Origin of the sequence: Anaerolactibacter massiliensis, assembly GCF_900290205.1 — a bacterium.
Taxonomy (GTDB): Bacteria; Bacillota_I; Bacilli_A; order Erysipelotrichales; family Erysipelotrichaceae; genus Bulleidia; species Bulleidia intestinalis.
The window spans coordinates 165,948-181,391 of record NZ_OLMH01000003.1 but is presented as its reverse complement, the minus strand read 5'-3'; the positions used below and the strand labels follow the sequence as shown (position 1 = coordinate 181,391).

The following is a 15,444-nucleotide window of genomic DNA, read 5'->3' as shown; positions in this document are numbered from 1 at the left end:
CCTCCTTCTATTGGTACTTTCATTATGCAGAACTGTATTATGTTATCCACATCATTGGAGCTACAGCGCAGCCATCTATGCGGAAATTAATAAATCATGGGCATAAGAAAAAGCTGGGCATAAGGAAAAACCATTGTCCAGCGGTACCTGCGGATCATCAAGAAACTCCCGCAGTCCTTCTTCGTGGTTCAGGGCATATCTGATTGCAGAGGAAAGATGCTCGCTGAAAGCAGGATCCTCTGAATCCAGGGAATGCATGTATCCGAAGAAGGCATCGACTTCCGGCTTAACCAGTTTCTGGCGTCCTTTGAGTCTTTCTCCATCTGACAGATCCTTCAGCTTGTTCTCTTCCACATAAATTCTGCGGATCAGTTCTATCGCTTTGAATTCCGGAAAGGTCTCCAGTTCTTCTTCTCTGAGCTTTGATGAATTCAGAAGACGTGCTGCACGGATGAATTCTCTGCGGCAGTGCATCCAGCATAATGTGTTGATGACAGACCCATTTCTCTCGGAGGCGTAAAGCGAATATGCCGCATAGGCATCAGAGGTGATCTTTCCTTTGAAATCATCTCCGTAGAATTCTCTGAGATGATCCGTGCTGCGGGTCAGCTCAAAGCAGAAACAGATAATCTTATTGCCGGTATAGAACTCGCTGGAAGTATGAAGCCAGTAATAGCTTGTTGACCCTGCGGACCTTCCGTCATTGATCACACGTCCGAAGGTTTCATCTGCCTGCTGGTGGTCCTGCTGTTTCAGAAGATCAGCCATGTACTGCCATACCGGGAGAAAGCACTGATCAGTGAATGTCATGATCCATACTGACATCGTTCCTCTGGTCAGCCGGAAACCTTCTGCGGCCATGTCTTTTTCCATCCGGTAGTACGGCACATACAGACAGAATCGGGAATACAGAATATCGGCAAGCAGCGATGATGAAACAATAGAACCTGGAAGAGGCTTTCCTTCATAAGGGGTATATTCAATCTCTCTGCAGCACGTTCCATGCGAAATGACAGGAACATAGACGCACTGAACATAATGACGGCTCGGAACGCATTCAACGGTCCTGTATTTCTTCCAGGAAAAGATATACCAGCTGGTTCCATACTGTTCGTTCAGCTGATCAGGATTGATCTGGTAAATGTTTCGGACCGGAAGACCGGACAGATCCTTCTCCCGCTGTCCTTTCTTCCGTATGCCATGACCTTTATGATCAGAAAACGCAGATCTTGAAGTAATAACCGGTGCTTTCGGAGATTCTTCCGCTTCTTCTGCCAGCGGATCCTCTGCGATTTCTTCTTCCTGTGCAATCTCTGACAGCTTTTCTGTTCCGCGACCGAACAGATCGTTATTCCGCATCTGAAGCTGCTCCGTGCACTTCTGAAGTAAGCCGCTCAGCCGTTCATTCTCACGCTTAAGGGTTTCTGACAATTCCTTCATTGTCTGATAATCCCGGGTCATGTTTTTCTCGGCTTCTTCATGACCGTCAAGAATCGCAAGAACTTCAAGATGAGAAGCGATGACATTCCTGAGAGCGCAATTCAGCTCCGGCTTTTTCAGTTCCGGAAGTTTCCGATTCAGCTCATTCAGCTCAGAAGAAGTCATCACCATAGCTGCAGTTCTCCGGGATTATTTCAGAAGATCACTGCTGGCTGTTCTGATCCGTTCTGCCAGACTGTCAGTCTGCTTCAGTGCATATAAAAGCCGATCATTTGTTTTCTGCAGGCTGCGCAGTTTCTCCTCGCACTCTGCCAGCTGCAGCTGCAGTTCTTTATTCTCTCTGCATTTTTCCTCATACTGCTTTTTCAGTTCTTCCTGATCTGCTGAAGCGGCAGTCACAGCAGGAACTTCTTTTGGCTTTCTCCCGCGCTTTCCAGTAGGAATAATCTCACCGGTTGCCGGATCAATCTTTCCGATCACTCTTCTTCTGGAGCGTGACTGTTTCTTCTCCGGATCCCAGTAGCTTTCCGATTCGTAAACGTAAGTGGTATCGGTGTCCTTGTGATACTGCCTGATCTGTGCCATAAGCCCTCCAAGTTACATTGCAATAATAATATATCACTTGTTATGACACGTGTCAAGAACAAAAAGTGACATTGTAGAATATAAATGTCACTTTGTCTCACTCTTATCATTATTTTCTGGCGTTCTGTTACGGTTCGGAAATGTTTCTCTGATCGTTCCCTCAATGGCGATTCCGGCCATCAGTCTCTGATACTGCTCAGGAGTGATCAGTCTGGCTTCATCACTATTCCGCGGCCACTGGAATCGGTTGCCTTTGGAAAGCCGAAGGGTATACATTCCCATTCCGATCCCTTCAAAGCAGATCCCGCGAATCCGATCGCACTGGTTTCCGCAGAAGAGATAGAGGACTCCTTTTTCGAATGGATCCAGTTCATAGTTAAGTCTCACGTAGGCTGCCAGTCCATCCATTCCGCGCCGAAGATCAACCCGGCCGCAGCAGATAATGACCCGCGAGAATCCAGTTCCGTCTTTAAGCATCTTTCAGCACCCGAAGCACCATGCGGAGCGTGCTCTCGCTTGAAGGATGATTCACTGTCACTTTACAGCGGTTCACTTCAATCTGAACCGGAGCAGATTCTGCATCAGAAATCGCAGCAGGCAATGCCGGGCTTTCCAGATATTCTGTGATATCCACAACATCACAGCTGCTCGATTCCTGCTCTCTGATCCGCTTCGCCCAATAGTAGAATCTGCGTTCCTTTATTCCGTGTTCCTTACACCAGGTTCTGGTCTTGATCTCCGGGCTGCGCCGTTTCCATTCCTCCACAAGCTTCCGCCAGTATTCTTCATTTTCCTGACGCGTCAATCCTTTCATGAAAATCACCTCCAGGTTTCTGATTGATAATCACAATCAGTCTACCCAGAGGTGCTCTTCATTTCAGTTCACCTTGTATTAGACGCTTACAACATAAGTATCTGCTTGCTGTTCCAGACTCAGTGATTGCCATATTTTCTTATCTGCTAAAATACATGTTTTTATATCTGCATCACTCAGCATGTCAAGAAAATCGGATACAAATGGAACCAGCTTACTGGGTAAATACAAAAAATTATTTTCTGCCAGGCTTACTCCATCATGAATATCAACTGGCATATCACATCCATATAGTTCAAATTTCTCTATGCCACTGCACCAATTAACTAAATTTTTTCCTAGTTTTAAATTTTAGCTTAATTAGCGACTTGGTGATTTTCTTGAGCACTGTACCTGATGAGGTACAGTGATTATGGGATATCAGCTTAGACTACCTGTATAAAGAGGTAGAAAACCATGTCAGATATCGAAGATCTTCAGAAAATTACCAGTATGTTTTCCAGTCTGTACCAGTATCAGAAGGATAAGCTCCTGTCTGATCTGGAGAATTGTGCCATCCTGAATAAGACTTCTCAGAGTTACTGCATCAAGGTATGCCCTAAGTGCGGTTCTGAGACTCCGAACTGGACCAGAGGAGGCAGAGCCAACTCTGGAAAGCAGATGCTTCTATGTCATTCCTGCAATCACAGAACTGTGGTCGACTATGGACAGCTTACCTACTATTCCCAGCAAGATCGTTCCAAATGGGATCAGCTGATCAAGGATACTCTTCAGCAGGTTCCGATTCATACGACCGCTCAGAATCTTGGCATCAGTACCTATACTGTCTGGAGAATGCGGATGAAGTTCTTGCACGCTCTGGAATCTATTGCCAGCGAAACTGTGGTTTCAAACGAGATAGAGATGGACGAGAAGTATATTCTGAACAGCCATAAGGGCGAGAAACGAGAAGATGTTAAGCCGCGCCACAGAGGAGAGAAAGCCTCAAAGCGTGGCCTTTCCGATGAACAGGTATGCCTCGTCACTGCAGTCCAGAGAGAAGGAGACGCAGTACTGAGAGCTACCAACATGGCTACTCCGAAAGCAGAGGACATTGCTAAGATTGGTCCGAACTTTGCAGAGCATAGCTTTGTATGGATTGATGGCAAGACTGCCTATCAGAAAGTCCTTGCTTGGAAGAACTGCGAATTCCGAGTTCTCGGTGATCACAAGTCCTATACTTCCATCGACCACCTGAACAATGTTAACTCCTTCCATTCCAAGATTGATGAATGGAACCGTGGGTACAGAGGAGTGGCAACGAAGTACATCAACAGATATGCTGCACTGCTGGTAATGGTAAGAAAGTATGCAGGAATGCATGCCGATGAGGTACTGCTGAAGGTCAAAACAGTGCTCAACGGCGTTTCAGACTTCTTCAGGATCTGCGATATGAAGGCTACTGACCTATTTGCCTATTAGGCTAGATCACCAACCTGCAAATTAAGCCTAAATTTTTTCCTTGAATTATAACTGTTTTTAAATTGTTGCAGCCGCTAAAAGCATAATCCCCAATTGTCTTCACTGATTCCGGAATGATGATTTCCGTAATTAGGTGATTCTCATAAAAAGCATGGTCCTTAATTGCAGAAACACCTTCTGGTATTTCAACTTTTTGATTATTGCCTAAATACTTTACTACTGCATTATTACGAATGATAAGACCGCTTTCATCTTTATGCACTGTACATCCCAGCAAACAATCAGAACTGACAAATACTTTTGAAAAATCAAAATCATAATCCGTCTTTATTTGAATCTCCCCATTATTTGCGAAAGCGCGGCTTCCGATTGTTTTTACTGAACCAGGTATATAGATGCTGTTGATTCCCTTATCTTCAAATGCTTTTGACTGGATATCTGTTACACCATCTGGTATTCGTACATCGACATTATCTCCAAAATATTCAATTAAATGATGATTTATTATTACAAATCCATTTTCATCAGCCAGTTTGCTGCACCCACTAAATGCTCCGTCCATTATGCGGGCAGACAGATTTGGAAGAACTACGCTTTGCAAAGATATACTGTTTTCAAATGCATGAAAACCTATAAATTTCAAACTGGCAGGAAATAGTACAGAAGTTATATTGCTGTTTATAAATGCGTCCGATGCTACAATTACAATTCCTTCCGGTACATTTATACATGTTGAATTTCCATGATAACCTGTGAGAATTTTTCCGGTTTTATCTGTTTCAAAATCACTTGTCATATCTAAACATTTCCCATTCTTTTGCTGTTTAATGCTAGTGATAATCTTTGCTTAATAATCTAAGATAAACTGATCCATCGGATCATAATCTTTAAAATTTTCGGGGAGTAAACGAAACTGGGTGCAGTTGAATCAGTACGGGCGAACATAATAAGTATCCGTCAGCAGCAAATGGCGTATGACTCGTTCAACCTTAGGATACTTTTCATCGTCTCTCTTGATCCGAAACAAATATACGAACCAATTTAAATAAGATTGAAGGTTATCTATCTTCATTCCCATCACTTTATATAGATACCTCTGAAGCCACCCGCACAAGTTATTAACTAACTGCATATGCTTTATATACTCAGGATTGTCAGTGTCTGCTATATAGACTTCGCTAATACAATCAGCTTTTGCAATTAACTGATTATGAGCTGCATTCCCGTCATGAACAATCGTTGAACCTGATTTTATATGTTTGATAAGCGCATCCTCTACTCTCTGAGCTGTCGGAGCGCCATTGCCGCATTCAATAGCTATCACATTCTTGTAGATATCAACTGCCACAATGATGCATATCTGGTCTTTTGAAAGCCCTCTCTTCCTCTTCTCCCCGAATTCATGCATGATTCTGCCATCATTCAGATATGTTTCATCAATCCAGATACGATCTGACAAAATCAGATGGTCCTGGTATCCATCAACCGTCGCAAAGATCTTATGCCTCCATAAATGTGCAGTAGGATGTGAAATATCGCATACATGTTCGGCTAGTATTTCCGTTGGGCAGTAAATCATACAATTGATATATCTTTCCCATACATCAAATTTTCTCTTGGCAGAATAGAATACTGTTCCCGAAAGATAGCTGAACTTATGACCACAATTCTTACACTGAAATCGCTTATTTCCACTAGTAGAAGCCCCTATTGATATGCAGTGAGTACTTCCACATTCAGGGCATCGCGCAGGTCTGCCATAGAACTCGGCAGCTTCGTCCAATGTGGAAAACCCATACTTCTCCTGGTTGACCCTATATGTAACGACATCCCGGAGATAACGAAACTCGTCGCTGCTTAATGACGACACAAAGTCAAAAAGATCTGCTTTTGACGGCATACGACATTCCTCATCACATTTGAGCTGCCATCCGACGAGGAATGTCGCCAAACATAAGGCCGAGTGGCAGCTCAAATGTTCTTATATTTGGCTTTTCTATTGTAATACATCTCTATTGCCATACCCAGTTTCGTTTACTCCCCGATAAAATTTTTATTCTTATAATTCATGAGAACCACAATTGAGTTTGCTGCCTTGCAGGCATTTGCTTCATCAATCAGTTCCATGATTTGCTGCAGCGTGAAACTGTTTAAAAATGATTCATTGATATCTTCATTTTTCCGAATACGTTCCTTTAGCGTCCACATGTCGAGAAGATAAAGAATGTGATTATTTTTTCTTGTGATTTTTGAAATAGTAACATTTCCAAGAGTAGCCCTTTCATCCTCTGGAATCACATGTCTGATCTCATGAATGCAGTGATTATCAATTGACATATCATCCGTTGTAAAATACCGCTTATCATGGAAATCTTCATCATGAAAATGAATGCCATGTTCATCTGCATTTTTCACACGATAAGATGGAATTTCCATGCCTGCATACCGGTCAGGTTTTATGTCCTCAATATGATGCACACATTCCCAGATCTGCGGGAATGGCTGTGCAAGATTGCAGGATGTGAAATATTTCTGCCATGCTTTTATGTCATATGAAGTCATTGCTAGAGGATGTGCCACTTCAACTGCTGACTGATTCAGCTGGTATGGTGTTTCATCAAATGTAATGAATGATTTATTTTTTATTGTAAATGTATCAGTTCCCTGAGCCCAGACAATACATTTAGCAATGTTCCGTAGAACCGGATTATCCACATATGATGATTTCCACTGATCTGCCTTCCAGACCGTTTCATTCAGAAATGATCTCAGCAGGATATGCTTGCGATCAGAAATCACCCTTTTTATATTTTTTCGCATTTCACTGATATCTTCTTTTGCTTCACCATACAGTACAGGATCAGTTCCTTTTTTAGGAATTGATTTCAGTTCTTTCTTTGTGGCTGGATCATATAGATTTACCTTCAGGTCATCCGATATGCAGGCTTCAACCTGCCTGCTGCCAAGATCTAATATTTTCTTACCGTCTTCATCCAGTCCGAAATCAATCAACTTATGATCAATAATTGTATCGATATCAGTATTTCTGATCTTTGCATAGTATTTCAGATCATACTCATTTGCATTTTTGCTGATTTGCAGCAATGCAGCTTTTGTATCGCTCAGCAGCAATGCGTTTCGAATCAGCATCAGGAAACCACGTCCTCCACGACCAGAAAAACCTTGTTTATTCACCTCCGCAATAAGCCGTGCAATCTGTTTTTCATTTCCATATCTTGCGTAGGAGATCAAAAATGAACCATGGCATTTTTTGAAACGCTTTCCATCTGACCTGAATGTCAGCTCTCCGTACTGAATTTCAAAACGGTCCAAGAGATCGCTGAATTCTTCCTGATTCATTTCAGCTTGAATACGATCAGCATCTTGGGAAAAATCAAATCCCAAGTTCAGGGTTTTATATTCGTCAGCAGTTGCCGCAATACTCTGCTTCATCTGCCCGCTGTACGAAGCAAGAACAAACACAAGTGCCTGCATTGAGCATAATTGACCATTCCTGTAATGAATTGGGCTCAAACCAAGCTGGTCTGTTCTTCTTGCCGCATCCGGATTAAGTTTGTTCCAATTCAACTTCACAGAAGCTTCCAGATGATCTTCATCAGCAGAGCTTTGATTATTCCCTGAATTCTTATTATCTTCGACTTTTCTATCTGCTGGAGATATTTCACCAGATAGAAATCTGTGAAATTTTTCAAGATCTTCACTGTTTGCATTTGATCCTGCAGCTCCTATGAATTCTGAAGCATCTTTTTTATATTGACTCAGTAAATCATTCTGCTCACACGCAGAAAGAGTATTTACAATATTCGCAATTACATCTGAAAAACTGATTCTCTGATGCTGTATTTCCTGTACAAGTAGATTGTTTTTTCTCTTTCCCTCCATATACAGAGCAAGCTTACTTGCATTGAAAGCAGTAAGATTGCCCATATCTATCTGAAGACTTCTTCTTACTAGATCAGGTTTTGCCAATCCATCTGCAGATAGTTTTTCTATATCGATGAACCATCTGCCTCTTTCAGCTATATCTGAAGTGTTCACTGCATTTGTATTGGAATCTGTTAAATGATAAGTTACTTTTCCAGTGAATATGTGATTGATTACAGCTTCTGGGATTTCTAGAAGGTTCTGGAAGGCAGAATTTTCAGTAAACATTTTTACTGCATCGCTTTTTCTATTAAGCATAAAATCATAGAATTTTCTAAGATCCGCAATACTGAAATTCTTTTGATTTCTCAGGACAAATCCGGACGCATTCGATTCATAGCAATAGACTTCTGCACCTGTTTCATGCTGAAGAATATTCATGATTGCTTCAATAATCTCATGTGGGTTGAATGCAGTACTGCTCCAGTCTACTGTTTCATTCCGGCTCACGCCGCTCATATAAACTGCTATTTGAGCAGCTTCATTGCTATCATGCGCTGACAATTCATAACGCTCCCTGTCAGACTGAGGGAGGCGCAAAATAGTTTCAGAAAGTTTATTCTGAGCAATATAGACACATTCATTATCCCGTTTAGAACCAGCTGCTGTTTTAATACATAAATTTCGTGATGGCAGAACAGACGTAATACTGCCATCTGCGTTTTTTATAATCAAGCTTCCACTTCTGATTGATATCCTTTCGTTATCCGTATAATCAATACTGGCAGGATCACATGTAAATGCTTCACATCCGATTTTCTGCAGACTTTCAGGAATAATAACTTCAGTCAGTGGACATTTATAAAAGCATCTCTGTCCGATTTCTTTTAAACCGTTATTGAAAATTATTGTTTTTAAGTTCGCACAACCATAAAAAGCACTTTCTTCAATTACTTTGAGTGACTCAGGAAACACTATGTTTTCAAGAGAAGTACATTCTGAAAATGCCGCTGTGCCGATCTTTTCTATTCCTTCTGGTAAAATAACAGTTTTCAATGAGCTGCAGTTTCCAAACGCTCTGCTTCCAATGCTCTTGACACCGGATGGAATTACAGCCTCAGTCAAAGCAGTATCACCAAGCAGAGCATTTTCCGGTATCTTTTTCATACCTTTTTCAAATGTAACTCTGCGAATACTTTTCCCAAGTATGCCTGTTGTTCCATCAAAAGTACTGCCGTCAAAATAACCGATTGCTACAGTCTTTATGTTTTTTGGGAAAAAAACCTCAGCGGCTTTCCCAGTATATTCTGTAAGAAAACCCTTTTTGTCAGTGATAAACTCATTATTCATTGCTTAAGTTTCTCCTTTTTTAATATAATAGTGCATTATCTATAGCTCGGAAAACTGATTTTTATCTTCATCTTTTTTTATGTCAACTACCAGTCAGGTACAAACTGATTCATCGGATCATACTTCAGGAAATTCTGGCTTTTTATAGCTCATAAGAATTACAAGTACATTCAATGATTGATTTCTTCTGCCTTCAATTCTCTCTAATGATTCCTTTTATTTCAATAAACACTATCGGTTTTAATGCATGTCTGCTCCTTTTTGATAATGGTTCTATATAACTAATTTTTGAACTTTCTATAGTTAGATTATTGGAATCAAATAATGGAGCCATTGCATCGCACAATTTCCAAGGCATATTCCCAATACACCTGTCATTTTTGTCAATGATTGCAAAATTATTCTTGTTATAACGATTTTCTGGATTTCTTTTTATCTGAACATTATCGTTCTTTTTTATTAGTTCAATCTCATCAATTCTCCCCTCATACTGAGTGCCCATCACTTTAAACTTCAACAGAAAAGAATTAATTTGATCATTGTATTCCCCATCATACTGATTGAGATATTCCATCATATGAGGTTCAAAATAATCCTTTTTTTCAGACCTTGATAAAACATTGCGCGTTTTCAACTTATTGATTTCATCGCGCAGGTTTCCGGTCTTCTCATATAATTCTTCACTGATCATTTGTGCTCTCCTGCATCAAGGCTTTCATAATAGGAATCTGCTGATTGATAAAACCGATCCAGAACTTCGTCATAGTAAATGTTCAAGCTTTTCACAGATTCGATAAGTTTCCAATTGTCCGGCTCAGTACACCCATATTTATTTTTCAAAATATCCAAAAGATCATATCGATCTATTCCTTCATTACCTGCCGCATCAATAATTTCGGAAACAAATGATCCCATGGTCACATCAGATGTACTTTTTCGCAGCACTATATTTCCAAGCATTTTTGACCACCGAAATCTCCTGTCCCCAGACAACACGTCGCCATAGAACCAATCATCAAATCCAAGTTCATCCAGCTTGGATGTAAAACCCTGTCTTTTCAACTGAAAAATGGTAAAACAGTGATTGTCTTGGACATATGCATAAACTTTATCGCGATAGCATCTGATGTCCTCTTTTGAAAATCCCGCCTTTTCAATTCTTTTCATCAGCACAAATTCATCAGGTTCAAACTCAAATAATTCAAGATTATTTTTTAGATCGGCTATTGCAGTGGTGAAGGAATTGATATATCCATATCGGTGACGATACGGTGCTGCTGAATAAACCTCTTCCTTAGTCAAGATATGTATAAAGTATTCATTACTGTTTTCAAAATGCTGAATTGCATAGTTAGAGAATACATGAAAACCAATTTTTTTAAGATTATATGGTTCTATATCGTTAGGATCAGTATCTGTAGATAGTTTTTTATATATATCGCGTATTTCATCAATAAAATAGAAATCGTCTGGAAGGTTTTCTTTCAGCATTTCTGCATGTTCATCAGACATAATGCGTTTCGGAACAGAATACATTCCTTTATAGTTAAAAGCGCTAAACCTTGTGAGATAATTAGCAGCTAATGTTTTTTCATCAAAACCATATATCTTATGCAACAAATGACCCAGATCTTTATATGAAATTGGTGAATGATCACGAATCAGCTGTCTAACTGCTTCATCCTGATTAAAGTTTCCGAATAAGATATAAGGCATCCTCTCAAATTGTATATTATGAAAGCTTCCCTCTTTTATTGTCTTCTTCAAAAGATTGTGTAGCTCGTATTGGTCATGAATGTCATATTTTTTCATGAGAGCAGGATAATCTTCAATAAATTTCAATGTTGAATATCTAATATTCTGATAATCCTCCAGTCCAATGCCTGCAATCAGTTCAGTATAATCTCTGGAATCAATATCATAAAACCTGAAAATCATTGACTGTTTCCAAAGCAAATACCTTTGTAACGGCAAACGTGTGTCAATATATTTTTTATCTTTATCGTTTATATAAAGGTCTGAAGGCAGATTATATTTCTTACAGAAATCGTTATATTGAATTATAAAATCACTGTATTTTGTGTCGGTTTTGCATTGGGTTCTGATTACATACTCCATCACTTCTGACCGCTTATGCGAAAGCCATATTTCACCTATGCGTATTTTATTCCGATTCAGAAATGTTCTGATTTTCAATCGAAGACCAATATCAAGATTCTGATCACTGAGGGCTTCATTCAGATCCTTTCTTCCTTTTTTATCAGCAATCATTTCAAGAAAATTGAAAGTATGATTTGATATTCCGAGCCATTTTTCAGATTCTTTCGATGAGATGTTGTAATTGCAATATAAATACATATAGTATTCTTCATCGAACCACTTCATGCCTGTTGCAGCTGTATACCATAAGCGAATCTTTTTTATTGATGGATTAATGAGCTGTCTTGCACGTTCACGTGTCAAGTTCAGCAGACTTCCTATTTCTTCTAACGTTTTACCTTCAAGACGTTGCTGAATGACCAGCTTATTGCGTTCACTCAAATCCGGGCAGAGGCGATAATAGCTCTCAAATTTTCCATAGATTCTGTAGCAAAAGTCATCAATATATTCAAGTTCGCTGCTTGACAGCATCATACCAATAACATGTTTCAATCTTTCAGATGTGTATAAGCCATCCTTCAGAAGCAGTTTTGCAATCGTTTCATAATCATATTTCTGGTTAATATCATTTTGATATAGTGAAAGAATCTGATCATGAATATATGCATCATCAATTAATGCTTCTTTATCGCCCAAGCAATACGCTTTCATTCTCTTTTGATGTTTTTTCAAATACGAAGAAATAACCATGCGTATTTCATGAATACTTTTTGAGCCTGTACCAGGTAGTTTTGCAAAATCATCATCATTTAAAAAAGCAATTTCGCTCAATTTATAATAGCCCGCATTTGTTAATGCATTAAATGCACGAGGAGATAATCTTAGATCTTTTAAGTCAAGATCATTATTTCTTATATATTCCTGTGCCTTATCTGAATATGCATGAATATCAAAAAAAGAATCGGACACGTCAGCATTTGTATTAACGGGAAAATGCCTTTTAAGCTCCTTTTTGTGGTCAACCAAAAATCTTCTTGTCTGTGACACAATTTCAGATGAGGTAATATTATCGATACAATATAGTGCAGATAAATCATCTGCAGTCTTACCGATAATCATATAAATACTTGTGATCTTGTTTAAGCTCAGCAGGTTATATGCTCTTGGTGATAATTTTTCCAAAGCATCAATGCTAGTTTCTTTTTCTTTGTAAAAAGTAATCAGCTGTTTCTGTCCTTCTTTAGAATCAAGCCAGGTCTCGAAACTTTTTTGATCATCTGCAATTTCTGGTAAGTCTCCAATACTATTAAATTTTTTCTGATTTTCAGATATCGAATTCAGAATCTCTACAATAGACTTTTCTCCTAACCCACGTATATTTGAAAGATCAGAGCGATCCAATTTGATCAATTTTCCAACTGTATCTATTTTATTAGCTTTTAAACGGTTAAAAGAGCGTGCAGAATAATCATGTGAATCCAGTGGTTTATTCAGGAATCTTAGCTGTTTTTCCGTATAGTTAAAATCTTCCATCACTGCCCCTCATATTCATTCAGCTTATTAATCATTATGCTTACCATTGCACTCAGCTGTTTCATGTCATCTCGAAGCTTTTTACGGCTTTCTGGAGTCATACGCGAAAATTGTCTTTGATCAATTTCCGTCACAAGATTCATTGCCTTGCTTACATTCTCTTCCGGCTTTGCTTTTACAGTCTCACTTCGCATCGCAAGCAATGAATTTTGCATTGCATTGCGCATTTCCGTTGTGATTTCCTTATGATCCTCTGCAAAACTATCCGCATCAGTTTTATTTTTTATATGAACACTTCCATATAACTGAACCACTTCTTGAACCAAACCATTTTGTTGTCTGCAATAATGCTCTGATTCTTTGCTGTTCAGTATTTTCTTGATATCGCGTATAAACTTTCTACTGTCCTGCATCGCATGCATCAAAATATTTGCAAATACAATTTGTTTTACTTCCTCCTGCTTATCTTGATTCATTTTTTTAAGTACATCAATCAGATCAACAAAAAGTCCATAAATCTGATACTCTCTGACAACATAATATTGTCCAGAAAGCTTGATAAACTTAAGGAAATCATTCATGTATTCTGCTGCTTTTATTCTCTTTTTTATTTCTGCTTCTGATTCATTTGTAGTAGTAGCGTACTCACTGATACTGATAAGTTGTGTCTGCTCAATATCTCTATAAGTACCAACAGCGTAATCTATTTGATCATAATCAACTTTTTCTTCTTCCCCATGCTGAATGGCTAACTCCAGCAATTTAATCTGTTTCTGATCTTTTGCTATATTAGCTTCAAGAATAGCTGTTTCAAAATAAACAGGCTCATTTGTCGTTCTTTGAATTCTTCTTAAGCATGTGAATCGACGGTTGCCGTCAATAACTCTGCCATCATCCAGTATTACTCCCGGTAATCTCTGACCAACTGTCGCAATATTGTTCTGCGTCTTATTGATTGATTCAGGATTACTCTCATAGATGAATCCTTCGATAATTCTATTGTAAATATCCCTGTCCAGTGCTTTTAAAGAGTCTTCACCATTTTCTGCTTCATACCTGCTGATCCAGGTTGCGATGCGATCATTTTGATCATTGTAATAAAGCAAATTCAATCTGATTCTGTATACTGGATAAGTTTGTGTCTGACCATTAATCGTAATTTTTCTTGTTAATAAGGTCTTCTCAACCCCATCGGTGCCTGATCTTTTTAGCAGGCTCTCGCTTCCAGAAGAGCCAGAAAATACACTGGAAGAAGGTTGTGCAGGGCCATCATATGCCTGTGTTTTTCCTTCAGGTGCTTTTGCCCTCACTTCTTTATATAATTCACGAATTTCCTTTGTGGCTTCCGGATCAATTTCAACACATAATAAAGCAATTGTGTCCAAAGCTCTTTCTGCAACAGGTTGGTCTAGATCCTGTTTTCCATTATGTGCCACTGCGTTTCGAACACCCATTAGCTCTTTGGCATAAGTTCTGCTGCTTATTGAGGAAAAATAATACTTAAAGTTATCATTCCACTTGCGATCAATAAGTCTGATGCAGTTTGCTATATCAAGAGAGTTCACCAATGTCGCATAATCGCCATAAAGAGGCAGATCTTTCTGATCAGAAAGTGTATCAAGCACTTCATCCCACCATGCATCCTTATACGCTGTACTAAGACCACGTGCAACAAATGCAGCTAATGGTGGCAGCAATATCCTGAATCCCTTCTGAACATATTCAATGTTTTCCATACCTTTTTCCCTATCTATGAATTATTTGTTCTATTTACAATTCAGTATCTTTTATGCTCATAAAACCCGACAATAACACCGCTTGCTTTACAGAATTCCTAATTTTTCGGCTTCCTGTATAACTTCTTCATCACTCATATTGTCAACGTTTATCATATCCGCAAATGCAGCTGGTCCTCCGCCCGCATATGCAGCTGTTCCGTATTCATCTTTCAGTTTTCTACGGAGCTCTTCTACATCTACATAAGAATCTTCAGAATCATTATCATCCCAGAACATATTTTCTCCCTTCGGTAATACTCAAAACGGACAATGATCGTCTGCAACAAACGAAAATCATTTTTCTCAGCACATTCTTCTGTCATTGATCTGTATGATGCTTAAATTGTCTGATGCTATAATCGGCATCTCCAACATAGCAAATATTCTATGCAGCTTACTCATTAAATCTGCCCAACATATTTTATGAAGTCAGAATGGATACACATCAACTGCAGTAGAACCAATCAATTCCCTGTTTTTTAAAAAAAGAAGTGCATG

Annotated in this window: 13 protein-coding genes; 1 reads left to right on the top strand and 12 read right to left on the bottom strand. The window is 39.1% G+C overall.

The genetic code is table 11. The features are described from left to right. Positions 1–75 precede the first annotated feature (75 nt). From C7E00_RS14935 to C7E00_RS14915, 5 genes are all read right to left on the bottom strand, one after another. Positions 76–1,611 (bottom strand): IS66 family transposase, encoded by a 1,536-nt coding sequence (locus C7E00_RS14935; RefSeq protein WP_105305120.1) that lies wholly within the window; start codon positions 1,609–1,611, stop codon positions 76–78. 18 nt (positions 1,612–1,629) lie between these two features. Continuing rightward, positions 1,630–2,025, bottom strand: a complete 396-nt coding sequence (locus C7E00_RS14930) for a hypothetical protein (RefSeq protein ID WP_105305119.1) — start codon at positions 2,023–2,025, stop codon at positions 1,630–1,632. A gap of 87 nt (positions 2,026–2,112) precedes the next feature. Beyond that, positions 2,113–2,502 carry an IS66 family insertion sequence element accessory protein TnpB gene (gene tnpB / locus C7E00_RS14925; protein WP_102343093.1) on the bottom strand — a complete coding sequence of 130 codons (390 nt, stop codon included), beginning with the start codon at positions 2,500–2,502 and terminating at the stop codon, positions 2,113–2,115. Continuing rightward, a complete protein-coding gene (tnpA, locus tag C7E00_RS14920) occupies positions 2,495–2,839 on the bottom strand; it encodes an IS66 family insertion sequence element accessory protein TnpA (protein WP_102343094.1) in 345 nt (114 codons plus the stop codon). Before tnpA ends, tnpB begins: the two co-directional genes overlap by 8 nt. Positions 2,840–2,917: 78 nt before the next feature. Further along, positions 2,918–3,118, bottom strand: coding sequence for a protein-tyrosine phosphatase family protein (locus C7E00_RS14915; protein WP_105305118.1), 201 nt, complete (start codon positions 3,116–3,118; stop codon positions 2,918–2,920). Between the two features lie 177 nt (positions 3,119–3,295). Here C7E00_RS14915 and C7E00_RS14910 point away from each other — a divergent pair, with 177 nt between their 5' ends. Beyond that, on the top strand, positions 3,296–4,300 hold the full coding sequence (locus tag C7E00_RS14910; protein ID WP_105304617.1) for an IS1595 family transposase: 1,005 nt from the start codon (positions 3,296–3,298) through the stop codon (positions 4,298–4,300). Between the two features lies 1 nt (position 4,301). Here the strand turns inward: C7E00_RS14910 and C7E00_RS14905 are convergent, their stop codons facing one another. The 7 genes from C7E00_RS14905 to C7E00_RS14875 all read right to left on the bottom strand — a co-directional run bounded on the left by C7E00_RS14905 (position 4,302) and on the right by C7E00_RS14875 (position 15,183). Beyond that, on the bottom strand, positions 4,302–5,096 hold the full coding sequence (locus tag C7E00_RS14905; protein ID WP_105305117.1) for a leucine-rich repeat domain-containing protein: 795 nt from the start codon (positions 5,094–5,096) through the stop codon (positions 4,302–4,304). A 132-nt stretch (positions 5,097–5,228) separates the two neighbouring features. Then, the gene (locus tag C7E00_RS14900; RefSeq protein WP_105305116.1) at positions 5,229–6,200 is read right to left on the bottom strand and encodes an IS1595 family transposase; all 972 of its coding nucleotides are present in this window, start codon (positions 6,198–6,200) and stop codon (positions 5,229–5,231) included. Positions 6,201–6,334: 134 nt separating this feature from the next. Then, positions 6,335–9,535: a leucine-rich repeat protein gene (locus tag C7E00_RS14895; RefSeq protein WP_105305115.1), complete on the bottom strand. Its 3,201-nt coding sequence runs from the start codon at positions 9,533–9,535 to the stop codon at positions 6,335–6,337. 193 nt (positions 9,536–9,728) lie between these two features. Next, the gene (locus C7E00_RS14890) at positions 9,729–10,226 is read right to left on the bottom strand and encodes an HIRAN domain-containing protein (RefSeq protein ID WP_105305114.1); all 498 of its coding nucleotides are present in this window, start codon (positions 10,224–10,226) and stop codon (positions 9,729–9,731) included. Beyond that, positions 10,223–13,168 (bottom strand): DNA-directed RNA polymerase subunit alpha C-terminal domain-containing protein, encoded by a 2,946-nt coding sequence (locus C7E00_RS14885; RefSeq protein WP_105305113.1) that lies wholly within the window; start codon positions 13,166–13,168, stop codon positions 10,223–10,225. The genes C7E00_RS14890 and C7E00_RS14885 overlap by 4 nt, the downstream gene beginning before the upstream one ends. Next, the gene (locus C7E00_RS14880; RefSeq protein ID WP_105305112.1) at positions 13,168–14,904 is read right to left on the bottom strand and encodes a Swt1 family HEPN domain-containing protein; all 1,737 of its coding nucleotides are present in this window, start codon (positions 14,902–14,904) and stop codon (positions 13,168–13,170) included. Before C7E00_RS14880 ends, C7E00_RS14885 begins: the two co-directional genes overlap by 1 nt. Positions 14,905–14,991: 87 nt before the next feature. Beyond that, complete coding sequence (locus C7E00_RS14875) at positions 14,992–15,183, bottom strand: hypothetical protein (protein WP_102343796.1); 192 nt, start codon at positions 15,181–15,183, stop codon at positions 14,992–14,994. Between the last annotated feature and the right edge of the window lie 261 nt (positions 15,184–15,444).